Source organism: Pseudomonas arabinosi, assembly GCF_047758675.1.
Classification (GTDB): domain Bacteria; phylum Pseudomonadota; class Gammaproteobacteria; order Pseudomonadales; family Pseudomonadaceae; genus Aquipseudomonas; species Aquipseudomonas arabinosi.
Map to the genome: position 1 here is coordinate 321,367 of NZ_CP180480.1, position 23,213 is coordinate 344,579.

The 23,213-nt window shown below is 59.0% G+C and carries 22 protein-coding genes; 20 read left to right on the forward strand and 2 right to left on the reverse strand.

Going from position 1 to position 23,213, the window contains the following annotated elements; translation table 11 throughout:
* Positions 1-3 precede the first annotated feature (3 nt).
* The 19 genes from ACMXYJ_RS01405 to ACMXYJ_RS01495 all read left to right on the forward strand — a co-directional run bounded on the left by ACMXYJ_RS01405 (position 4) and on the right by ACMXYJ_RS01495 (position 20,423).
* Complete coding sequence (locus tag ACMXYJ_RS01405) at positions 4-801, forward strand: ParA family protein (RefSeq protein WP_415758531.1); 798 nt, start codon at positions 4-6, stop codon at positions 799-801.
* 9 nt (positions 802-810) lie between these two features.
* A complete protein-coding gene (locus tag ACMXYJ_RS01410) occupies positions 811-1,683 on the forward strand; it encodes a ParB/RepB/Spo0J family partition protein (RefSeq protein ID WP_008027541.1) in 873 nt (290 codons plus the stop codon).
* A 148-nt stretch (positions 1,684-1,831) separates the two neighbouring features.
* Entirely contained in the window at positions 1,832-2,239 is a 408-nt protein-coding gene (locus ACMXYJ_RS01415; protein ID WP_007948092.1) for a F0F1 ATP synthase subunit I, read from the forward strand.
* Positions 2,240-2,255: 16 nt separating this feature from the next.
* On the forward strand, positions 2,256-3,125 hold the full coding sequence (gene atpB, locus ACMXYJ_RS01420) for a F0F1 ATP synthase subunit A (RefSeq protein WP_347803508.1): 870 nt from the start codon (positions 2,256-2,258) through the stop codon (positions 3,123-3,125).
* Between the two features lie 133 nt (positions 3,126-3,258).
* A complete protein-coding gene (gene atpE / locus ACMXYJ_RS01425) occupies positions 3,259-3,516 on the forward strand; it encodes a F0F1 ATP synthase subunit C (protein ID WP_002555987.1) in 258 nt (85 codons plus the stop codon).
* Between the two features lie 56 nt (positions 3,517-3,572).
* On the forward strand, positions 3,573-4,043 hold the full coding sequence (locus tag ACMXYJ_RS01430) for a F0F1 ATP synthase subunit B (RefSeq protein ID WP_008027535.1): 471 nt from the start codon (positions 3,573-3,575) through the stop codon (positions 4,041-4,043).
* A 12-nt stretch (positions 4,044-4,055) separates the two neighbouring features.
* Entirely contained in the window at positions 4,056-4,592 is a 537-nt protein-coding gene (locus ACMXYJ_RS01435; protein ID WP_033059683.1) for a F0F1 ATP synthase subunit delta, read from the forward strand.
* Positions 4,593-4,613: 21 nt separating this feature from the next.
* Positions 4,614-6,158: a F0F1 ATP synthase subunit alpha gene (atpA, locus tag ACMXYJ_RS01440; protein ID WP_008155713.1), complete on the forward strand. Its 1,545-nt coding sequence runs from the start codon at positions 4,614-4,616 to the stop codon at positions 6,156-6,158.
* Between the two features lie 50 nt (positions 6,159-6,208).
* The gene (gene atpG / locus ACMXYJ_RS01445; protein WP_415758532.1) at positions 6,209-7,069 is read left to right on the forward strand and encodes a F0F1 ATP synthase subunit gamma; all 861 of its coding nucleotides are present in this window, start codon (positions 6,209-6,211) and stop codon (positions 7,067-7,069) included.
* A gap of 27 nt (positions 7,070-7,096) precedes the next feature.
* The gene (gene atpD / locus ACMXYJ_RS01450; protein ID WP_149628570.1) at positions 7,097-8,476 is read left to right on the forward strand and encodes a F0F1 ATP synthase subunit beta; all 1,380 of its coding nucleotides are present in this window, start codon (positions 7,097-7,099) and stop codon (positions 8,474-8,476) included.
* A 45-nt stretch (positions 8,477-8,521) separates the two neighbouring features.
* On the forward strand, positions 8,522-8,947 hold the full coding sequence (locus tag ACMXYJ_RS01455; RefSeq protein WP_033059677.1) for a F0F1 ATP synthase subunit epsilon: 426 nt from the start codon (positions 8,522-8,524) through the stop codon (positions 8,945-8,947).
* A gap of 116 nt (positions 8,948-9,063) precedes the next feature.
* Complete coding sequence (glmU, locus tag ACMXYJ_RS01460; protein ID WP_415758533.1) at positions 9,064-10,431, forward strand: bifunctional UDP-N-acetylglucosamine diphosphorylase/glucosamine-1-phosphate N-acetyltransferase GlmU; 1,368 nt, start codon at positions 9,064-9,066, stop codon at positions 10,429-10,431.
* Between the two features lie 200 nt (positions 10,432-10,631).
* Positions 10,632-11,408, forward strand: coding sequence for a DeoR/GlpR family DNA-binding transcription regulator (locus ACMXYJ_RS01465; protein ID WP_415758534.1), 777 nt, complete (start codon positions 10,632-10,634; stop codon positions 11,406-11,408).
* Position 11,409: 1 nt separating this feature from the next.
* Positions 11,410-13,242, forward strand: a complete 1,833-nt coding sequence (gene glmS, locus ACMXYJ_RS01470) for a glutamine--fructose-6-phosphate transaminase (isomerizing) (RefSeq protein WP_415758535.1) — start codon at positions 11,410-11,412, stop codon at positions 13,240-13,242.
* 78 nt (positions 13,243-13,320) lie between these two features.
* Positions 13,321-14,223 (forward strand): LysR family transcriptional regulator, encoded by a 903-nt coding sequence (locus ACMXYJ_RS01475; RefSeq protein WP_415758536.1) that lies wholly within the window; start codon positions 13,321-13,323, stop codon positions 14,221-14,223.
* Positions 14,224-14,354: 131 nt separating this feature from the next.
* Positions 14,355-14,981 (forward strand): glutathione S-transferase family protein, encoded by a 627-nt coding sequence (locus tag ACMXYJ_RS01480; protein ID WP_415758537.1) that lies wholly within the window; start codon positions 14,355-14,357, stop codon positions 14,979-14,981.
* A gap of 63 nt (positions 14,982-15,044) precedes the next feature.
* The gene (locus ACMXYJ_RS01485) at positions 15,045-17,075 is read left to right on the forward strand and encodes a pyridoxamine 5'-phosphate oxidase family protein (protein WP_415758538.1); all 2,031 of its coding nucleotides are present in this window, start codon (positions 15,045-15,047) and stop codon (positions 17,073-17,075) included.
* Positions 17,076-17,125: 50 nt separating this feature from the next.
* The gene (locus ACMXYJ_RS01490) at positions 17,126-18,322 is read left to right on the forward strand and encodes a DUF3142 domain-containing protein (protein WP_415758539.1); all 1,197 of its coding nucleotides are present in this window, start codon (positions 17,126-17,128) and stop codon (positions 18,320-18,322) included.
* Positions 18,309-20,423 carry a hypothetical protein gene (locus ACMXYJ_RS01495; protein WP_415758540.1) on the forward strand — a complete coding sequence of 705 codons (2,115 nt, stop codon included), beginning with the start codon at positions 18,309-18,311 and terminating at the stop codon, positions 20,421-20,423. The genes ACMXYJ_RS01490 and ACMXYJ_RS01495 overlap by 14 nt, the downstream gene beginning before the upstream one ends.
* Positions 20,424-20,426: 3 nt before the next feature.
* Here ACMXYJ_RS01495 and ACMXYJ_RS01500 read toward each other — a convergent pair whose 3' ends face one another.
* Positions 20,427-21,056 (reverse strand): LysE family translocator, encoded by a 630-nt coding sequence (locus tag ACMXYJ_RS01500; protein ID WP_415758541.1) that lies wholly within the window; start codon positions 21,054-21,056, stop codon positions 20,427-20,429.
* Positions 21,057-21,201: 145 nt separating this feature from the next.
* Between ACMXYJ_RS01500 and ACMXYJ_RS01505 the strand changes: the two genes are divergently transcribed.
* Complete coding sequence (locus ACMXYJ_RS01505; RefSeq protein ID WP_415758542.1) at positions 21,202-21,678, forward strand: Lrp/AsnC family transcriptional regulator; 477 nt, start codon at positions 21,202-21,204, stop codon at positions 21,676-21,678.
* Between the two features lie 124 nt (positions 21,679-21,802).
* Here ACMXYJ_RS01505 and lpdA read toward each other — a convergent pair whose 3' ends face one another.
* On the reverse strand, positions 21,803-23,203 hold the full coding sequence (gene lpdA, locus ACMXYJ_RS01510) for a dihydrolipoyl dehydrogenase (RefSeq protein WP_415758543.1): 1,401 nt from the start codon (positions 23,201-23,203) through the stop codon (positions 21,803-21,805).
* Positions 23,204-23,213: the final 10 nt, after the last annotated feature.

The window sequence follows — 23,213 nt, forward strand, 5'->3', positions numbered from 1 at the left end:
AGAATGGCTAAGGTATTCGCGATAGCGAACCAAAAGGGTGGTGTGGGCAAGACCACCACCTGTATCAACCTCGCAGCTTCCCTGGTCGCTACCAAGCGCCGGGTGCTGTTGATCGATCTCGATCCACAGGGCAACGCCACCATGGGTAGCGGTGTGGATAAACACGGCCTGGAAAACTCGGTCTACGACCTGCTGATCGGCGAATGCGATCTGGCCCAGGCCATGCACTATTCCGAGCACGGTGGTTACCAACTGCTGCCGGCCAACCGCGACCTGACCGCGGCCGAAGTGGTTCTGCTGGAAATGCAGATGAAGGAAAGCCGCCTGCGCAGTGCGTTGGCGCCGATCCGTGAAAACTACGATTACATTTTGATCGACTGCCCGCCGTCGTTGTCGATGCTCACGCTGAACGCTTTGGTCGCCGCTGATGGGGTGATTATCCCCATGCAGTGCGAGTACTTCGCGCTCGAAGGCTTGAGCGACCTTGTGGATAACATCAAGCGCATCGCTGAGTTGCTGAACCCGAACCTGAAAATCGAAGGCCTGTTGCGGACCATGTATGACCCGCGCCTGAGCCTGATGAACGATGTTTCGGCGCAGCTCAAGGAACACTTCGGCGAGCAGCTCTACGACACGGTGATTCCGCGCAACATCCGCCTGGCTGAAGCACCAAGCTATGGCATGCCGGCGCTGGCGTACGACAAATCATCGCGGGGCGCCATTGCCTATCTGGCATTGGCCGGCGAGATGGTTCGTCGTCAACGCAAAAACTCACGCACTGCCGCTGTTCAGGCAACCTAAGGAATCCCCATGGCCGTCAAGAAACGAGGTCTCGGACGTGGACTGGATGCACTGCTGAGTGGTCCGACTGTCAGCTCGCTGGAAGAACAGGCGGTGCAGGCTGATCAGCGTGAGCTGCAGCACCTGCCCCTGGACCTGATCCAGCGCGGCAAGTACCAGCCGCGCCGGGACATGGATCCTCAGGCGCTGGAAGAGCTGGCGCAGTCGATCAAGGCTCAGGGCGTGATGCAGCCGATCGTGGTTCGTCCGATCGGCAGCGGTCGCTTCGAAATCATCGCCGGTGAACGCCGCTGGCGCGCCAGCCAGCAGGCCGGTCAGGAAACCATCCCGGCGATGGTTCGCGATGTGCCGGATGAAACCGCGATCGCCATGGCGCTGATCGAGAACATTCAGCGTGAAGACCTCAACCCGATCGAAGAAGCGGTGGCTTTGCAGCGTTTGCAGCAGGAATTCCAGCTGACGCAGCAACAAGTGGCCGAAGCCGTGGGCAAATCCCGCGTGACCGTGGCCAACCTGCTACGCTTGATCGCGTTGCCGGAAGTCATCAAAACCATGCTGTCCCACGGCGACCTGGAAATGGGTCATGCCCGTGCTTTGCTCGGGTTACCGGAAAATCAACAGGTTGAAGGGGCGCGACACGTTGTCGCACGGGGGCTGACTGTACGCCAGACTGAAGCGCTGGTTCGCCAGTGGTTGAGTGGTAAACAGGAACCTGCTGAACCGGTAAAGCCGGACCCGGATATCGCTCGACTCGAACAGCGTCTGGCTGAGCGCCTAGGCTCTGCGGTGCAGATTCGCCACGGGAAAAAGGGGAAAGGGCAGTTGGTAATCGGTTACAACTCCCTGGATGAGCTTCAAGGTGTACTTGCGCACATCCGCTGAAACATTTCCTCATGTAGCGAGCAGTCGGAAATCACTACCTGACAGTTGAATAGGGGCAGAACCGCCCCTATACTCTGCGCGCATTTTGTCGGCACAAATTATGCCAAGTTATTGAATTCTGGCAGCCGATCATTGGGGAGCAAAAACGATGGAGAGCCGCACGCCAAACCGCTTGCCGTTCCATCGCCTGGCAGTTTTTCCGGTCTTACTGGCTCAATTTGTCGTTTTGGTACTGGCCGCTTTGGCGCTCTGGTACTGGCATGGAGTCGTAGCCGGGTACTCAGGACTCTGCGGAGGCCTGATAGCCTTGCTACCCAATGTTTATTTCGCTCACAGGGCATTTCGGTTTTCCGGCGCCCGAGCAGCTCAAGCCATCGTCCGGTCATTTTATGCCGGCGAGGCGGGCAAACTAATTTTGACGGCAGTGCTCTTTGCATTGACGTTTGCAGGTGTGAAGCCATTGGCGCCGCTAGCTGTATTCGGCGTCTTCGTGTTGACCCAACTGGTCAGCTGGTTCGCGCCCCTGCTGATGAGAACAAGACTTTCGAGACCTTAGGGCGTTTGAGGCAACCATGGCAGAGACAACCGCTTCGGGCTATATCCAGCACCACTTGCAGAACCTGACCTTCGGTCAGCACCCAACTGGCGGGTGGGGTTTTGCCCACACCGCAGCAGAAGCCAAAGAAATGGGCTTCTGGGCTTTCCACGTCGATACTCTCGGCTGGTCGGTCGCGTTGGGTCTGATCTTCGTTCTTCTTTTCCGCATGGCGGCAAAGAAGGCGACTTCCGGTCAGCCTGGTGCTTTGCAGAACTTCGTTGAAGTATTGGTCGAATTCGTCGATGGCAGCGTGAAAGACAGCTTCCATGGCCGTAGCCCAGTGATTGCACCGCTGGCACTGACCATCTTCGTCTGGGTCTTCCTGATGAACGCCGTCGACCTGATCCCGGTCGACTGGATTCCTCAGCTGGCCATCCTGATTACTGGCGATTCGCACATTCCGTTCCGTGCCGTATCGACCACTGACCCGAACGCTACCCTGGGCATGGCCCTGTCGGTGTTCGCGTTGATCATTTTCTACAGCATCAAGGTCAAGGGCATCGGCGGCTTCATCGGCGAACTGACCCTGCACCCTTTCGGCAGCAAGAACATCTTTCTTCAAGCCCTGCTGATTCCGGTGAACTTCCTGCTGGAGTTCGTGACACTGATCGCCAAGCCAATCTCTCTGGCACTGCGTCTGTTCGGCAACATGTACGCCGGCGAACTGGTCTTCATTCTGATCGCTGTGATGTTCGGCAGTGGTCTGCTCTGGCTTAGCGGCCTGGGCGTAGTTCTGCAGTGGGCGTGGGCTGTGTTCCACATCCTGATCATCACCCTGCAGGCGTTTATCTTCATGATGCTGACCATCGTTTACCTCTCGATGGCGCACGAAGAGAACCATTAAGACCAGTCTCGACTAGTCTGATGTCCCACTCGGTCAAACGAGTGGGTGCCCGAACAGGGCTATGAAACGATTTGTTTTACCGCTTTAAAATCTAAAAAACCTAAACCATACGACGTAAAAGTCGGGAGGAAAGATGGAAACTGTAGTTGGTCTAACCGCTATCGCTGTTGCACTGTTGATCGGCCTGGGCGCACTGGGTACCGCAATTGGTTTCGGCCTGTTGGGTGGCAAGTTCCTGGAAGGCGCAGCGCGTCAGCCAGAGATGGTTCCAATGCTGCAAGTCAAAATGTTCATCGTTGCCGGTCTGCTCGACGCCGTAACCATGATCGGTGTTGGTATCGCTCTGTTCTTCACCTTCGCGAACCCATTCGTTGGTCAACTCGCTGGCTAATCACTCGAACCTTCGAGTGATTGGTTTGATGTGCAACGAACGAGCGAGGTGTTGGCGTGAACATTAATGCAACCCTGATTGGCCAGTCCGTTGCGTTCTTCATTTTTGTACTGTTTTGCATGAAGTTCGTGTGGCCTCCGGTCATCGCGGCTTTGCACGAACGTCAGAAGAAGATCGCGGATGGACTGGACGCTGCCGCCCGAGCAGCTCGCGACCTGGAGTTGGCCCAAGATAAAGCGGGTCAACAACTGCGCGAAGCTAAAGCTCAGGCAGCCGAAATCATTGAGCAAGCCAAGAAACGCGGTAACCAGATCGTCGAAGAGGCTGTTGAAAAAGCCCGTATCGACGCTGACCGTGTGAAGGTTCAGGCTCAGGCCGAGATCGAGCAGGAACTGAACAGTGTCAAAGACGCGCTGCGTGCCCAATTGGGTGCTCTGGCCGTTGGCGGCGCCGAGAAGATCCTGGGTGCCACAATCGATCAAAACGCGCACGCGGAGCTGGTAAACAAACTGGCTGCTGAAATTTAAGCGAGGGCGATCATGGCAGAATTGACCACGTTGGCCCGACCTTACGCTAAGGCAGCCTTCGAGCACGCCCAGGCCCACCAGCAACTGGCCTCTTGGTCAGCCATGCTCGGCCTGGCTGCAGCAGTGTCGCAAGACGACACCATGCAGCGCGTGCTCAAGGCCCCGCGACTGACGAGCGCAAACAAGGCCACCACGTTTATTGACGTGTGTGGCGACAAGTTCGATGCCAAGGCACAGAATTTCATTCACGTCGTTGCCGAAAACGACCGTCTCCCGCTTTTGCCGGAGATCGCCGCTCTGTTTGACCTGTACAAGGCCGAACAAGAGAAATCGGTAGACGTGGACGTAACCAGTGCTTTTGCATTGAACCAAGAACAGCAAGACAAACTCGCCAAGGTTCTCAGTGCACGGCTCGGCCGGGAAGTGCGACTGCACGCTGCGGAGGATGCCACCCTTATTGGTGGTGTCATCATCCGCGCCGGCGACCTGGTAATCGATGGCTCGATTCGCGGCAAACTCGCGAACCTTGCCGAAGCATTGAAATCTTGAGTTTGAAGGGGCAGCAGAGCAATGCAGCAACTCAATCCTTCCGAAATAAGTGAAATTATCAAGGGCCGCATCGACAAGCTCGATGTGACCTCCCAAGCCCGTAACGAAGGCACTGTCGTCAGCGTATCTGACGGTATCGTGCGGATTCACGGTCTGGCCGACGTAATGTACGGCGAGATGATCGAGTTTCCGGGCGGCGTCTTCGGTATGGCTCTCAACCTTGAGCAAGACTCTGTAGGTGCTGTTGTATTGGGCTCCTACCAGTCTCTGGCTGAAGGCATGAGCGCCAAGTGCACTGGCCGCATCCTCGAAGTTCCGGTTGGTAAGGAACTGCTGGGTCGCGTAGTCGACGCACTGGGTAACCCAGTTGACGGCAAAGGTCCGCTGAACAACACCGAGACCGATGCGGTCGAGAAAGTTGCTCCAGGCGTGATCTGGCGTAAGTCGGTAGACCAGCCTGTACAGACTGGCTACAAGGCTGTCGATGCCATGATTCCTGTCGGCCGTGGCCAGCGTGAGCTGATCATCGGTGACCGTCAGATCGGTAAAACCGCTCTGGCGATCGACGCGATCATCAACCAGAAAAACAGCGGTATTTTCTGCGTCTACGTAGCGATCGGTCAGAAACAATCGACCATCGCTAACGTGGTTCGCAAGCTGGAAGAAAACGGCGCACTGGCTAATACCATCGTCGTTGCCGCGAGCGCTTCGGAATCTGCAGCACTGCAGTTCCTGGCACCGTACTCCGGTTGCACCATGGGTGAATTCTTCCGCGACCGCGGTGAAGACGCGCTGATCGTTTATGACGATCTGTCCAAGCAAGCAGTGGCTTACCGCCAGATTTCCCTGCTGCTGCGCCGTCCACCAGGCCGTGAAGCTTACCCAGGCGACGTGTTCTATCTCCACTCCCGTCTGCTGGAGCGCGCATCCCGCGTTTCGGAAGAGTACGTAGAGAAGTTCACCAACGGCGCAGTGACCGGCAAAACCGGTTCCCTGACCGCACTGCCGATCATCGAAACCCAGGCTGGCGACGTTTCCGCGTTCGTTCCGACCAACGTGATTTCCATCACCGACGGTCAGATCTTCCTGGAATCGGCCATGTTCAACTCCGGGATCCGTCCTGCTGTGAACGCCGGTGTTTCGGTATCCCGTGTGGGTGGTGCCGCTCAGACCAAGATCATCAAGAAGCTCTCCGGTGGTATCCGTACCGCTCTGGCTCAGTACCGTGAACTGGCGGCATTCGCCCAGTTCGCTTCTGACCTGGACGAAGCGACCCGTAAGCAACTTGAGCATGGTCAGCGCGTTACCGAGCTGATGAAGCAGAAGCAATACGCACCAATGTCGATCGCTGACATGGCGCTGTCGCTGTATGCCGCTGAGCGTGGGTTCCTGACTGACGTTGAAATCGCCAAGATCGGCAGCTTCGAACAAGCGCTGATTGCTTTCTTCAACCGCGATCACGCCGATTTGATGGCGAAGATCAACGTGAAGGGTGACTTCAATGACGAAATCGACGCTGGCATGAAAGCCGGTATCGAGAAGTTCAAGGCCACCCAAACCTGGTAAGCCGCAGCGGGAGCCGCAAGGCTCCCGCTTGCTAACCTGATAGGTGTTACATGGCAGGCGCAAAAGAGATTCGCAGTAAGATTGCGAGCATCAAAAGCACGCAAAAGATTACCAGCGCCATGGAAAAAGTGGCGGTCAGTAAAATGCGCAAGGCACAAATGCGCATGGCTGCTAGCCGTCCTTACGCGGAGCGCATCCGCCAGGTTATTGGTCATTTGGCCAACGCCAACCCGGAATATCGCCACCCCTTCATGATCGAGCGTGAAATCAAGCGCGTCGGTTATGTCGTAGTGAGCAGTGACCGTGGTCTGTGTGGTGGCTTGAACACCAACCTGTTCAAGGCCCTGGTCAAGGACATGGCGGTAAACCGCGAAAACGGCGTCGAGATCGATCTGTGTGTTGTTGGTAGCAAGGGTGCGGCTTTCTTCCGCAACTTCGGCGGTAACGTCGTTGCAGCTATCAGCCACCTGGGTGAAGAGCCGTCGATCAATGATCTGATTGGCAGCGTCAAGGTGATGCTGGATGCCTACCTGGACGGCCGTATTGATCGCCTGTCCGTGGTATCCAACAAGTTCATCAACACCATGACGCAACAGCCTACTGTGGAGCAGTTGATTCCACTGGAGGCAACCGCGGATCAATCGCTCAAGCACCACTGGGACTATCTCTACGAACCGGATGCCAAAGAGCTGCTTGACGGCTTGATGGTCCGCTACGTTGAGTCGCAGGTCTACCAGGCGGTGGTCGAGAACAACGCGGCTGAACAAGCTGCGCGGATGATCGCGATGAAGAACGCTACCGACAACGCCGGTGATTTGATCAGCGATTTGCAGCTGGTCTACAACAAGGCGCGTCAGGCTGCGATCACCCAAGAGATCTCGGAAATCGTCGGCGGCGCTGCCGCGGTTTAACGGTTCAAATATTCAGAGGATCCAGCTATGAGTAGCGGACGTATCGTTCAAATCATCGGCGCCGTTATCGACGTGGAATTTCCACGCGACAGCGTACCGAGCATCTACAACGCGCTGTTGGTACAAAGCGCGGCCGGGACTACTCTCGAAGTTCAGCAACAGCTGGGCGACGGCGTGGTTCGTACCATTGCGATGGGTTCCACCGAAGGCTTGAAGCGCGGTCTGGAAGTCAAGGACTCCGGCGCAGCCATCTCCGTACCGGTCGGTAAAGCGACCCTGGGCCGGATCATGGACGTACTGGGCAACCCGATCGACGAAGCTGGCCCGATTGACACCGAAGAGCGCTGGGGCATTCACCGTCCTGCGCCAACCTTCGCTGAACAAGCTGGCGGCAACGACCTGCTGGAAACCGGCATCAAGGTTATCGACCTGGTTTGCCCGTTCGCCAAGGGTGGTAAAGTCGGTCTGTTCGGTGGTGCCGGTGTAGGCAAAACCGTAAACATGATGGAACTGATCCGTAACATCGCCATCGAGCACAGCGGTTATTCCGTGTTCGCCGGTGTGGGTGAGCGTACTCGTGAGGGTAACGACTTCTACCACGAGATGAAGGATTCCAACGTTCTGGACAAAGTGGCACTGGTTTACGGTCAGATGAACGAGCCGCCGGGTAACCGTCTGCGCGTAGCACTGACCGGCCTGACCATGGCCGAGAAGTTCCGTGACGAAGGTAACGACGTTCTGCTGTTCGTCGACAACATCTATCGTTACACCCTGGCCGGTACTGAAGTATCCGCACTGCTGGGCCGTATGCCTTCCGCAGTAGGTTACCAGCCGACCCTGGCCGAAGAGATGGGTACTCTGCAAGAGCGTATCACTTCGACCAAAAACGGTTCGATCACTTCGATCCAAGCGGTATACGTACCTGCGGATGACTTGACTGACCCGTCGCCAGCGACCACTTTCGCCCACTTGGACGCCACCGTCGTTCTGTCCCGTGACATCGCTTCCCTGGGTATCTACCCAGCGGTCGATCCACTCGACTCGACTTCGCGCCAGCTGGACCCGAACGTAATCGGCCAGGACCACTACGACACCGCTCGCGGCGTACAGTATGTTCTGCAACGTTACAAAGAACTGAAGGACATCATTGCGATCCTGGGTATGGACGAGCTGTCGGAAACCGACAAGCAGTTGGTAAACCGTGCTCGTAAGATCCAGCGTTTCTTGTCGCAGCCGTTCTTCGTGGCTGAAGTCTTCACCGGTGCTTCGGGTAAATACGTTTCCCTGAAAGACACCATTGCTGGCTTCAAAGGCATCCTCAACGGTGACTACGACCACCTGCCAGAACAAGCGTTCTACATGGTCGGCGGCATCGAAGAAGCGATCGAGAAAGCCAAGAAACTGTAATCCCGGCGCCCGGCAACGGGCGCTAATTTAGGTTGAGGCAATCAGATGGCTATGACAGTCCATTGCGATATCGTCAGCGCGGAAGGGGAAATCTTCTCCGGCCTGGTCGAGATGGTGGTTGCGCACGGTGCACTGGGTGATCTTGGTATCGCCCTGGGTCACGCGCCGCTGATCACTAATCTCAAGCCGGGCCCGATCCGCCTGATCAAGCAGGGCGGGGAAGAGGAGGTGTATTACATCTCCGGCGGTTTCCTCGAGGTTCAGCCGAACATGGTCAAGGTACTTGCCGACACTGTGCAACGTGCTGCCGACCTGGACGAAGCCTCCGCTCAGGAAGCCGTTAAGGCTGCCGAGAAGGCCTTGCATGACCGTGGCGCAGAATTCGATTACGGTTCTGCCGCCGCACGTCTGGCCGAGGCGACAGCTCAGCTGCGCACCGTCCAGCAGATCCGCAAGAAGTTCGGCCACTAATAGGCCACCGCTTGTTGTGCGATTGATTAAAAAGGGTAGCCTCGGCTACCCTTTTTTCTTTTTAGATACTCAAAACCTGGTCGCAGCCGCTGACCTCCCAGGATTGGTAGCCAGTCATGTCTTTAGAAATCGTTATCCTCGCTGCTGGTCAAGGCACTCGCATGCGTTCGGCATTGCCGAAAGTTCTGCATCCGATTGCCGGCAACTCGATGCTCGGCCATGTTATCCACAGCGCCCGGCAACTTGATCCACAGCGCATCCACGTAGTGATAGGCCATGGCGCCGATGCAGTGCGCGAGCGTCTGGCGGCTGATGATCTGAATTTCGTCTTGCAGGACAAGCAGCTTGGGACTGGCCACGCCGTTGCTCAAGCGGTGCCTTTCATTGAGTCCGACACCGTCCTGATTCTTTATGGTGACGTGCCATTGATCGAAGTCGAGACCCTGCAGCGTCTGCTCAAGCAAGTAGCGCCGCAGCAACTGGGTTTGCTGACTGTAGAACTGGACGACCCAACCGGCTATGGCCGTATCGTCCGCAACGCCGATGGCCAAGTCACCGCCATCATCGAGCAGAAAGACGCCAACGAAGCTGAACGAGCGATTACTGAAGGCAACACCGGCATTCTGGCGCTGCCGTTCGCGCAATTGGCTGGCTGGATGAGCCGTCTTTCGAACAACAACGCCCAAGGCGAGTACTACCTGACCGACGTGATCGCAATGGCAGTCAGCGACGGTCTGGTGGTGGCCACCGAGCAACCGCATGACGCCATGGAAGTGCAGGGCGCTAACGACCGCAAGCAGCTTTCCGAGCTTGAGCGCCACTATCAGCTGCGCGCTGGTCGTCGGTTGATGGCCCAGGGCGTGACCCTGCGTGACCCGGCTCGTTTTGATGTGCGCGGTGAAATTACCGTCGGCCGCGACGTGCTGATCGACATCAACGTGATCCTCGAAGGCAAGGTCGTTATCGAGGACGACGTGGTGATCGGCCCGAACTGCGTGATCAAGGACAGCACCCTGCGCAAAGGTGTGGTGATCAAGGCCAACAGCCACATCGAAGGCGCGATTCTCGGCGAAGGCAGCGATGCCGGCCCGTTCGCTCGTTTACGCCCGGGCACGGTGCTCGAAGCACGCGCCCATGTGGGTAACTTTGTTGAGTTGAAAAACGCTCACTTGGGCGAGGGCGCCAAGGCCGGTCATCTGACCTATCTGGGGGATGCCGAGATCGGCGCACGTACCAACATCGGCGCGGGCACCATCACCTGCAACTACGACGGTGCCAATAAGTGGAAAACCGTGCTGGGTGAAGATGTGTTCATAGGTTCCAACAACTCGTTGGTTGCGCCTGTGGATATCTCTTCCGGTGCAACTACGGCGGCGGGTTCGACCATTACGCAGAATGTGGATAACGCGCAGTTGGCTGTGGGTCGTGCGCGGCAGAAGAATATCGATGGCTGGAAGCGGCCTGAGAAAATAAAGAAGAGCTGAGTTATCCACAGATCTTGAAGATCAAAAGATCGCAGCCTGCGGCAGCTCCTACAGGGTGAACAAAAAACCCATTTGTGAGCGGCCGCAGGCTGCGATCTTTTTTGGTTATCCACAGGTCTTTTTATCGCCCCACGCTTGACGAAGTTTCGACAATAGGTTTTGATTGCTTCCGTTATCTTTCGAATCGAAACTTACAAGCCATGTCGAAACGCAACACACCTCAACGCCGTCACAACATCCTCGCCTTGCTCAATGAGCAGGGCGAAGTCAGTGTGGATGAGCTGGCCAAGCGCTTCGAAACGTCGGAAGTCACGATCCGCAAGGATCTTGCGGCGCTTGAGACCAATGGTTTGCTGCTGCGCCGTTATGGCGGAGCGATCACCCTGCCTCAAGAACTGGTGGCCGACCTTGGTCAGCCGGTGTCCAAATACAAGCAGGCTATCGCCCGCGCCGCCGTTACGCGGATTCGCGAGCATGCGCGGATCATCATCGACAGTGGCAGCACTACGGCGGCGATGATTCCGGAACTCGGCCAGCAGCCGGGCCTGGTCGTGATGACCAACTCCCTGCATGTTGCCAATGCCTTGAGCGAACTTGAACATGAGCCTGTGCTGTTGATGACCGGCGGCACCTGGGACCCGCATTCCGAGTCCTTTCAGGGGCAGGTGGCCGAGCAGGTCCTACGCTCTTACGATTTCGACCAGTTGTTCATCGGTGCCGATGGCATCGACCTGGTTCGCGGTACCACCACCTTCAACGAGCTGCTGGGGCTGAGCCGAGTCATGGCTGAAGTCGCCCGGGAAGTGGTTGTCATGGTGGAGGCCGACAAGATCGGCCGCAAGATCCCCAACCTGGAGCTGCCCTGGAGCAGCGTCCATACCCTTATTACCGATGATCGCCTGCCGCTCGAGGCACGGGATCAGATTCAGGCCCGCGGAATCAACTTGATCCTCGCGGCTGTCAGTCAGGAGAAATAACATGTGTGGAATTGTCGGCGCAGTCGCAGAACGTAATATCACCGCCATCCTGCTCGAAGGCCTGAAGCGCCTGGAATACCGTGGCTATGACAGTGCAGGTGTAGCGGTCTACACCAATGACCAACAGCTTGAGCGCCTGCGTCGCCCGGGCAAGGTCAGTGAATTAGAACTGGCGCTGGCCGAAGAACCGCTGGTCGGCCGCCTGGGTATCGCCCACACCCGCTGGGCCACTCACGGTGCGCCGTGCGAGCGCAACGCTCACCCGCATTTCTCCGGTGATCTGGCGGTGGTGCACAACGGCATCATCGAGAACCACGAAGCCCTGCGCGAGCAACTGAAAGCCTTGGGTTACGTGTTCACCTCGGACACCGACACCGAAGTCATTGCTCACCTGTTGAACCACAAACTCAAGGATCTGCCTGATCTGACCGTGGCCCTGAAGGCTACGGTCAAAGAGCTGCACGGTGCATACGGTTTGGCGGTCATCAGCGCTCAGCAACCGGATCGTCTGGTCGCGGCCCGCAGCGGCAGCCCGCTGGTCATCGGTTTGGGCATGGGTGAAAACTTCCTGGCTTCCGATCAACTGGCCCTGCGCCAGGTCACTGACCGCTTCATGTACCTGGAAGAAGGCGATATCGCCGAAATTCGCCGTGACAGCGTGCAGATCTGGGACGTTAGCGGCCAAGTCGTCGAACGTGAGTCGGTGCAGTACCGCGATGGTGCCGAAGCCGCCGACAAGGGCAAATTCCGCCACTTCATGCTCAAGGAAATTCACGAGCAACCGGCTGTGGTGCAGCGCACTCTGGAAGGTCGTATTAGCCAGAATCAAGTGCTGGTGCAAGCGTTCGGTCCACAAGCTGCCGAGCTGTTCGCCAAAGTGCGTAACGTGCAGATCGTCGCGTGCGGCACCAGTTACCACGCCGGCATGGTTGCCCGTTACTGGCTCGAAGAACTGGCCGGTATCCCGTGCCAGGTCGAAGTCGCCAGCGAGTTCCGCTACCGCAAGGTAGTGGTGCAGGCCGACACGCTATTCGTGACCATCTCCCAGTCCGGCGAAACCGCCGACACCCTGGCAGCCCTGCGCAACGCCAAGGAGTTGGGTTACCTCGCCAGCCTGGCGATTTGCAACGTCGGCATCAGCTCCTTGGTGCGTGAATCCGATCTGACTCTGCTGACCCAGGCCGGTCGCGAAATCGGCGTGGCCTCGACCAAAGCCTTTACCACTCAGTTGGTCGGTCTGCTGTTGCTGACCCTGTCCTTGGGCCAGGTTCACGGCACGTTGGCCAAAGGCGTCGAAGCCACATTGGTTGAAGAGCTGCGTCGCCTGCCGACCCGCCTCGGCGAAGCCCTGGCCATGGACGGCACCGTCGAAAAAATCGCCGAACTGTTCGCCGAGAAAAACCACACCCTGTTCCTCGGTCGTGGCGCGCAATTCCCGGTGGCAATGGAAGGGGCGCTCAAGCTCAAGGAAATCTCCTACATCCACGCCGAAGCCTATCCGGCCGGCGAGCTGAAACACGGCCCGTTGGCGCTTGTGGATAACGACATGCCAGTGGTCACCGTGGCACCGAACAACGAACTGCTGGAGAAGTTGAAATCCAACCTCCAGGAAGTCCGTGCCCGTGGCGGCGAGCTGATCGTCTTTGCAGACGAGCAGGCCGGCATGACCAATGGCGAAGGCACGCACGTTGTGCAAATGCCACATATCCACGACATCCTGTCGCCGATCCTCTACACCATTCCGCTGCAGTTGCTCTCGTATTACGTTGCCGTATTGAAAGGCACCGACGTTGACCAGCCGCGAAATCTGGCGAAGTCGGTGACGGTGGAATAAGTTATCCACAGGTGATGGAAGCATTAAAAATCGCAGCCTACGGTTGCGATTTTTTTTATCTGAATTGAGGACACGCCCATGGACCGATTCCAGGAAATGCAGGTCTTCGCTGCTGTCGCCCAAGACCAAGGCTTCTCGGCGGCGGCGCGGCGTCTGGGCTTGTCGGCCGCCAGCGTCACTCGCGCCGTGGCGGCGCTGGAGAAACGCATCGGCACGGTGCTGCTGACGCGCACTACCCGCAGCGTGCATTTGAGCGAGGCGGGTCAGCGTTACCTGGAAGACTGTCGGAGGATTCTCGCCGAGGTGCAGGAAGCCGAGGACTCGGCGGCGGGCAGCCATGCCCAACCGCGTGGGCAATTGACGATTACTGCGCCGGTGTTGTTCGGTGAGCTGTTTGTCACGCCCGTGATGGTGAATTATCTGACGCAATTTCCTGAGGTCAGCATCAATGGGTTGCTGGTCGATCGAGTGGTCAGCATGGTCGAGGAGGGCATCGATGTCGCCGTGCGGATCGGTGAGTTGCCCGACAGCAATCAGCACGCGATTCGCGTGGGTGAGGTTCGGCGGGTGATTTGCGGCTCGCCGGAATTCCTGGCGGCCTATGGTCGACCTTTACATCCTCAGGATCTGGCTCAGGCACCGGTTATTGCGACGTCCTCTATCGGTCAGTCGAGAACCTGGCCGTTCCTCGAAGGAGGAGAGTCGCTGAGTGTTCGCCCAGCGCCGCGCCTGGTGGTGACTGCCAATCAGGCAGCTATTACGGCGGCGTGCCTGGGTTTGGGGCTGACCCGGGTTCTGTCTTATCAGGTCGCGAGCAAAGTCGCGTCCGGTGAGCTGGAAATCGTTCTGGCGGACTTCGAACTTCCACCCTTGCCTATCCATGTGGTCTATCAGGGCGGGCGCAAAGCCCCTGCGCGGATTCGCAGTTTTGTGGATTTTGCGGTGAGCGCGCTGCGTGAGCACCCGTCCTTGCAGGGGTGATGATTTATTTCACTGGGTGAAATAATGGATTGCGTTGGCTGGTTATTCTGTTGTTTTGGTGGCGGGTGGAAGATAGCGCCCCATCGGTGCTGAACACTGTTCAACAGCGCCACCACCCAGCGGAGTCGACCATGCAAGCGATCAAACTCTACAACTTCCCACGTTCCGGCCACGCTCACCGTGTAGAGCTGATGCTGTCCCTGTTGCATCTGCCGACTGAGCTGATCTTTGTCGACTTGCCGAAGGGCGCGCACAAACAGCCGGACTTCCTCGCGCTCAACGCTTTTGGTCAGGTTCCGGTCATCGATGATCAAGGCGTGGTGCTGGCCGACTCCAACGCGATTCTGGTTTATCTGGCGCAAAAATATGGCAACGGCCGTTGGCTGCCAGCCGATCCGGTCGGGGCAGCCAAGGTTCAGCGCTGGTTGTCGATTGCTGCTGGGCCGATCGCCTTTGGCCCCGCCAGAGCGAGGCTGATCACGGTGTTTGGGGCGGCTTACAACGCTGAAGAGGTGATCGCTTACTCCCACACTGTGCTCAAAGTGATCGATCAGGAACTGGCAACAACGCCGTATCTGGCTGGCGCCGAGCCAACCATTGCCGACGTTTCGGCCTACAGCTACATCGCCCATGCGCCAGAAGGCAACGTGTCCCTTGAGGACTACGCCAACATCCGCGCCTGGTTGGCGCGGGTCGAAGCGTTGCCAGGGTTTGTCGGCATGCCGCGCACCATTGCCGGTCTGCAAAAAACTGCCTGATGCTTACGGCCCGACACTCTCGGGTCGTTCACACTGCGCCGAGGGCGCAGGGGAGAAGTCGTTGTGGACCGTTCACCCTGGCACGCCGGTGAGAAACAATTGCAGGCTCATGTGGGCATTGCCGAACGAATGGAGGTGCTCGGTCGTAAGGTGATTCGCAGCGAGATGCCGGATCAGCACCGCACGTTCTATGAGCAACTGCCGTTCATGCTGTACGGCGCGGTGGATGCCGACGGTAATCCCTGGGCCAGTATTCTTGAAGGGCCACCGGGTTTCGCTCACTCGCCCACACCGGGTGCGCTGCAATTTAGCAGCCTGCCGGGCGCTGATGATCCGGCGCAATTGACGGAGCGCGCGGCGATCGGCCTGCTGGGGATCGAACTGCACACCCGTCGCCGCAACCGCCTCAATGGGCGAGTCGGCGCGATCACGGCAAGCGGCTTCGATGTGGCGGTGGAACAATCCTTCGGCAATTGCCCGCAATACATCCAATTGCGCCAGTTTCGCTCGGTGCCGTTGGCGGATCCGTCGACTCGCCTCGCGCAACACCTCAACGGGCTGGATGAGGCGGCCAACGCCCTGATCGCGGGAGCCGATACGTTCTTTGTCGCCAGTTACGTGGACGTTGATGGACAACGTTCGGTGGACGTTTCTCACCGCGGCGGCCAGGCCGGTTTCGTACAAGTAGAAGGCAATCGCCTGACCATTCCGGATTTCGCCGGCAACCTGTTTTTCAACACCTTGGGCAACCTGCTGCTCAATCCCCGGGCCGGTTTGCTGTTTATCGATTTCAATTCGGGAGACCTGCTGCACCTCAGCGGTCGTGCCGAAGTCATTCTTGAAGGCCCACTGGTCGAGGAGTTTCAAGGGGCTGAGCGCTTGTGGACAGTCGAGGTGGAAAGTGTGGTGCGTCGGCCCGCCGCGCTTGCTCTGCGCTGGCGCTTCGACGGTGTGTCGCCCACCAGTTTGCTAACCGGCACCTGGGAGCAGGCCAACGCCCGTCTGCAAGCCCAGGCCTTGGGCGATCGTTGGCGGCCGCTGCGGGTGGCGCGCATCAAAGAGGAAAGCCACAACATCCGCTCGATCTATCTGGAGCCTGCCGATGGCGCGGGGTTGCCAGTGTTTCAGGCCGGGCAGCATTTGCCGCTGCGGTTCAACATTGCCGGCGAGGTGCATATCCGCACTTACAGCCTGTCGAGTGCGCCGTCCGATGATTTTTTCCGCATCAGTGTGAAGCGTGAAGGTTTGGTGTCTTCGCACCTGCATGAACAGGTGCGCGTCGGTGATCTGTTGGAGGCCCGTGCGCCTCAAGGGCATTTCACCGTGGCGCCCAATGAACGTCGGCCGCTGGTGTTGTTGGCTGCCGGTGTCGGCATCACGCCGCTGCTGTCGATGCTGCGCGAAGTGGTTTACCAAGGCCTGCGCACTCGCCGCATTCGGCCGACCTGGTTGTTCCAGAGTTCGCGCACGCTGGCCGATCAAGTGTTTCGTCCTGAGCTGGATCGCTTGCTCGATGGCGCAGGTGATGCGGTCAGGGTGCTGCGTCTGGTGAGTCAGCCGGAAGCCGGGGCCTTGGAGGGTGAGGATTTCGACCTGACGGGGCGGATCGACACCGCGCTGCTCAAAACCCTCCTTGAAGTGGAGGACTACGATCAGCTGGATTTTGTCCTCTGCGGTCCGGGCAGTTTTACCCAAGGGCTGTACGACGGCCTGCGGGAACTGGACATCCGTGATGCAAGGATTCACGCCGAAACCTTCGGCCCCTCGACCTTGCGCCGGGTGCCGGACCCCGATGCGGTGGTTATCGAGCAACCGCCCGCTGCTACGACCTCGGTGCCGGTGGTGTTTCAGCGCTCGGCTAAAGAGGCCCGCTGGCAACCCGACGGTGGCAGTTTGCTGGAGTTGGCGGAAAGCCGTGGGTTGCGCCCGGAATTCAGCTGCCGCGGTGGTTCCTGCGGGACCTGCAAGACTCGCCTGATCAGCGGCCAGGTGAGTTATCCACAGCCGCCCGCCGAAGTGCCGGACGACGGACACGTGCTGATTTGTTGTGCGATTCCGGCGCAGGGGTCGCAGCCTTTGGTCCTCGACCTGTAGCATCTGCCGAACGCAGCTCCTGACCGCTGCGATAAGGGATCAGATTCGGTATGTATTTTTTTGCTCGTCTGTCGGCGTTGATTGTCGCGGTGGCGTTGCTCAGCGGTTGCGAACGACAGGACGCGCCACCGCTCGATCAGCAACTCTACGTCTGGCAACGGCAATGGACACCGGCCCACGAAGCGGCGCTGAGGGACAGCCGCGCTGACTTTTCCACCCTGCGGGTGCTGGTTTTGCAGGCATTCCCTGAGGCGGGGTGGAGCCGGGCGCGGATTGATCCGGCACTGCTCAAGCGTGATGGTCGGCCGCTGATCGCGGTAGTTCGTCTCGACGGCCAACTCAAGTCGCTGGATCGCGACGAAGTCACCGCGCAGATCCAGCAGCTGCTCGGCGATTGGCAAGGGCAGGGGTTGAATCTCTCCGGCGTGGAAATCGACCACGATGCCGGTAATGCTCGGCTACTGGCCTACCGCGAATTTCTTACGCACTTGCGCGCAGTTTTGCCGGCCTCTATTGCGCTGAGCATCACCGCATTGCCGGCCTGGCTCGACAGTCCAGAATTACCGGCGTTGTTATCCACAGTCGATAGCAGCGTGTTGCAGGTGCACGCGGTGAGCGATCCGCGTCTTGGTTTGTTCGACCCGGATCAGGCCCGACAATGGACCAAGGCCTGGAGCCGCATCACTTCGAAACCCTTCTATCTGGCGCTGCCGGCCTATGGTGTGGCGTTGTTGCCGGGAGACGGCGGTGCGCCGGTAGTGGAAAGCGAAGTGCCGATCGAACGGGGCGGCAAACGCCGGGAATTGCTCGCCGATCCGCAGCAACTGAGCCGGCTCGGGAGCGAGTTGCGCAACGATCCACCGGCGCATCTGGCGGGCCTGATCTGGTTTCGTCTGCCGCTGGCCAGCGACCGTCGGGCCTGGAGTCTGACAACCTTGAGCGCCGTGGCGCGTGGCGATGCACTCGACAGTCGCCTGGCGCTGAAACTCTCGGTGCAAAACGACCTCTATGACATCAGCCTCAGCAATCAGGGCAACCTCGACAGCGCCTGGCCCGAACGCCTGACACTCGCGGTGCAGGGTTGTGACGGTGCCGATGCACTGGCCGGTTATGCGTTGCAACAGCGCCCGGATCTGCTTACCTTCACCCGCCTGCGCGACGGTCGAATACCGGCCGGCGGGCAACGCGCCGTGGGTTGGGCTCGTTGCGCACATATTGATCAAGGAGGTTCGAATGTTGACCCGTAACTGGCCCCGCCATCTGCTTTGCCTGAGCCTCAGTCTGCCACTGGGTTCGGCGCTGGCCTGTGGGCCGGACTTTCCGATGCGTCTGCTGGACAACCGCGGCCAGTCGCTGGCGGAACTGCCGGAAGGTAACTTCAGATTTGAAATCAGTCGCCTCGGGCATGCGGTCGCCGGGCTGAAGAACGTCGCCGAAACCGCCTATAACATGGATGCCCCCGACTACGCGGAACAGCGGGATCAGGCTGAACAATCCGGTTTGACGGCTGAGCAGCAGGGGCTGGTGAAACAGTTACGCAGCCTGACTGATGCGCATGAAGTCGAGAGTCAGGGCGCGAACCTGCCGGCTGAGCTCAAGCTCTATCTGGCCGGCGCTGTGGCATTCAATGCCGGTGATCATGGACTGGCAGCCGAGTACTTCCAGAAGGTGCTGGCATTGCCGGCGGATCAACGGGCGTTGCGCAGCACTTGGGCGGCTTACTCGTTAGGCCGGGCGCTGTTTGCCATGAGCTCCGAAGCGGACGCTGGCCCTGACCTGCTGGCCCAGTCTCGAAAGGCTTTCGAGCAAACCCGTCAGCTAAGCATCGACGGTTTCAGCGATCCACTGGAACTGGGCGTCGCCAGCCTCGGTGAAGAGGCTCGCGTGGCCCGCACCGCCGGCGACTGGAACCGCGCCATCGAACTCTACGCCGCGCAAAACCTTCAGGGTTCGGCGGTGGGTTACACCTCGCTGAAACTGTTGGTAGCCGACCTCGCGGCGATGCCTGACGATCAACTGGCCGTGTTGCTCAAGGGCAAACCGGTGCAGCAACTGGTGACGGCGTCGTTGATCAGCCGACTCGGCTGGTCATTCGGCGATCAACCGCCGAACGAATTGAAACTGATCAAACTGCTGCAAAACAGCACCCGCGGTAGTCTCGACAACGCGGATCGTCTGGCGGCAGTGAATTATCAACAGGGTGATTACGCCAGCGCCAAGGCGTTCCTCGAACACGCCGGTGATGGCGGACTGGCGTGGTGGCTGCGGGCCAAACTGGCCGTGCGCGATGGCGATAAAAACGCGGCTGCTGCTGCGTATGCCAAGGCTGCGCAAGCCTTCCCGCAGAATGAGTCGTGGGGTGAGCGGCGCACGCCAGACTGGGACTTCGAAACGCTTCAGCCCAAGTGCCGGGTGGAGGGTGAAAGCGCGATCCTGGCGTTGCAACGCGGGGATTATCTGCAAGCGTTCGATCAGCTTTATCGCAGCAAAGATATCTACTGGTTCGACGCCGCCACGGTCGCCGAGCGGGTGTTGACCGTCGATGAGCTCAAGCAATACGTCGACACTCAAGTGCCGGCGCCGCCCCCTCTGACTCAGCAGGATCGCGATAACTATGTGCAGTTGCCGGTGGCGGCGAAACTGCGCAATTTGCTCGGGCGGCGTTTGCTGCGCGAAGAGCGGTATGACGAGGCGCCGGCGTACTTCGACAACGTCGAGTTGCAACATAAGGCCACTTGGTACGGGCAGTTGCGTCACGACGCCGAATCCAAATGGTGGCCGACCAAACGGGCATTCGCTTACTACCATGCCGCGACACTGGCGCGTTTCGACGGAATGGAGTTGTTGGGCTATGAGCTGTCCCCGGATTACGCCACCTTCGGCGGCAATTACAGTCTCGAAAGTGCAGAACTCAAGGTCGGACCGCTAATCGCCGAGGGTGAAGTGCAGCGCCAGCACGCCACGGTGGCGAAGCCTGATGAGCGTTTCCACTACCGTTTTGTCGCCACGGCGCTGGCAAGCAAGGCCGCGGATCATCTGCCCCACAGCAGTCAGGCGTTTGCTTCGGTGCTGTGCAAGGCTTCGTCGTGGGGCACCAGCCTGCAAGAGCAAAGCGCGTTCTACCGTCGGTATGTCGAGGAAGGTCCATATGTGGTCTGGGCCGGCGATTTTGGTCATCAATGCCAGGATCCGGACTTTCAGAGCGCCGACAAGCGCTATGTGACCCAGGTCTCCGACGCCGCGCGCTCGCAGCTGCGGCCCTACAAAACACCGTTGCAGATTGGCGGTGTGATAGCGGTCACGGCAGCGGCGTTGTTGCTGATCAATCGCCGCCGCAAAACGCGGTAAGGCTCAAGCCTGTTGCACAAAGGTCAGCCGCACGGCGAAGCCGATCAGCAGACTGCCAAACAGCCACTGCTGCAGGCGCTGGGCCGAAGGACTGCGTTGCAGCCAACGGCCCAGCGCTGCGCCGGTCAGTGCGTAAGCGCTGTCGAACAACAACCCCACGCCAACCAACACCACGCCCAGGGTCGCAAATTGCGCGAGCACCGGCCCGGCGTGTGGATCGATGAACTGGGGCAGCAGCACCGAGCAGAACAGCAACGCCTTGGGGTTGAGCAGGTTGGTCAGCAAACCGCGCTGGATCGCTGCGCGCCAACGAGGTTTCTCGGTGGTGGCGTCTGCTCCGTTCAAGTTCGGCAGCATGGTGGTTCGCAGGCATTGAATGCCGATCCATAGCAGATACGTGGCCCCGGCCAGGCGTACCACGTCGAACGTCCAGGGCGCAGCCTTGAACAGTGCCGCCAACCCCAACGCTGCCAACGCCACATGGCATCCCCGGGCAACACCCAGACCCACCGCCGTCGCCAGCGCCGCGCCTTTGCCCTGGCGGGCGCCGGTCTGCAACAGCAGGATCATGTCCGGGCCCGGCAACAGATAGACCACCGCCAGCGCCATGAAAAACACCCAGAGTCCTGCCACGTTGCACCCCATTCGTTGTCGATTCGGTACGGCCAGTCTAGGGCTGAAGGGCAGGGCAGGTGGTTGCGTAGTTCGCTTCTAAAATGCTTCCGGTTGGCATAACCTGCCACTCAATTGCGGGAAAACCATCAGGATCTGCCAAACCATGAAACTCGACGCCTACGACCGCAAGATTCTCGCAGCGCTGCAACGGGACGGTCGCCTGAGCAACGTGCAACTGGCTGACGAGATCGGTCTGTCCGCCTCGCCTTGTTTGCGCCGGGTACGGATGCTCGAAGACGCCGGGGTGATACGCGGTTACCAGGCCAATCTGGATCGCGACGAAGTAGGGCTTGGGCTGACGGTGTTTGTCGGGGTCAAGGTTGAGCGGCATAACGATGAGCAGGCCGAATCCTTTCGCCTGGCCGTGACTGCGTTACCCGAGGTGATTTCGGCTTTTCTGGTGTCAGGGGAATCGGATTTTCTGCTGCAAGTAGTGGTACCGGACCTGCGCGCCTATGACCGATTTCTCACGGGGCGTTTGTTGAAGTTGCCGGGTGTAAGCGACATCCGCAGCAACTTTGCGATTCATACGGTGAAGACACCGGGGGCATTGCCGCTGGAGCATTTACCGGCGAACTAAGATCGTACCCACGCTCTGCGTGGGAATGCAGCCCGGGACGCTCCGCGTCCCATCCAGAGCCGAACGCGAAGCGTCCGTTGAGGCATTCCCACGCAGAGTGTGGGAACGATCAGGGGCGACACCATTACATCTGCGTCGCCATCCCCTCCACATTCATCGCCGCCTGACGCAAAGCCTCGGAGCGGGTCGGGTGTGGATGGCAGGTCAGGGCGATGTCTTCGGCGGAAGCGCTGAACTCCATGGCCACGCAATATTCGCCAATCATTTCACTGACGCTTGGTCCCACAAGGTGCACACCGAGAATCTCGTCGGTGCACTCATCGGCCAGCACTTTGGCGAAGCCTTCGGTCTCGTGATTGATCTTTGCCCGGCTGTTAGCGGTGAAGGGGAATTTGCCAACCTTGTAGGCGCGACCTTCGGCCTTGAGCTGCTCTTCGGTCTTGCCGACGCTGGCCAGTTCGGGTTTGGTGTAGATCACGTTGGGGATCAGGTCGTAGTTGACCTCGGCCGCCTTGCCGACAATCTGCTCGATGCAGACCATGGCCTCGTCTTCGGCCTTGTGGGCGAGCATCGGCCCGGACGTGACGTCGCCAATCACCCAGATGCCAGCCGCTTCAGTGCGATGGCCTTTGTTGGCAAGCATGCCGCGCTTATCCGTGGCGAGGCCGACGTTTTCCAGCCCCAGGCCTTGGGTGTAAGGCCGGCGTCCGATGGACACCAGCACGTAATCCGCTTCAATCGTTTCGGCCGCACCACCGGCGGCGGGTTCGACGCTGAGCTGAACGCCGGTCGCCGAGGTTGTGGCGCTGGTAACTTTGGAACTCAATTTGAAGTTGATGCCCTGTTTACTCAACGAACGTTGCAGGGTTTTGCCGGCTTCACCATCCACACCGGGGCAGATCCGGTCGAGAAACTCGATCACCGTCACCTGCGCGCCCAAACGCCGCCACACCGAACCCAGCTCGAGACCGATCACTCCAGCGCCAATCACCACCAGATGCTTGGGCACTTCAGTCAGTGACAGCGCGCCTGTCGAATCGAGGATGCGTTTGTTGTCGATGTCCAAACCGGGCAGGGGAGTGGGCTCGGAACCGGTGGCTATGATGATGTTCTTGGTGTTCAGTTCGGTCTTTTCGCCCTGGCTGTCGGTCACCGTGACTTTGCCGGGCCCGTCGATGTGGCCCCAGCCCTTGACCCAATGGACTTTGTTTTTACGAAACAGAAACTCGATGCCCTTGGTCAACCCGGCAACGCTTTCATCCTTTTGTTTCATCATCTGCGCGAGGTTAAGCGTGGGTTTGACGTCAATCCCCAGGTTGGCGAATTCCGCGCCCATGGCGGCGTCGTAGAGTTCGGAGGCGTGCAGCAGCGCTTTTGATGGCATGCAACCGACGTTCAGGCAGGTGCCGCCGAGCGTGGCGCGTCCTTCGACGCAAACCGCTCTGAGGCCCAACTGACCGGCGCGGATCGCCGCGTTATAACCACCGGGGCCTCCGCCCAGAATCACGACGTCATAGTTGCTCATGGTGTACTCC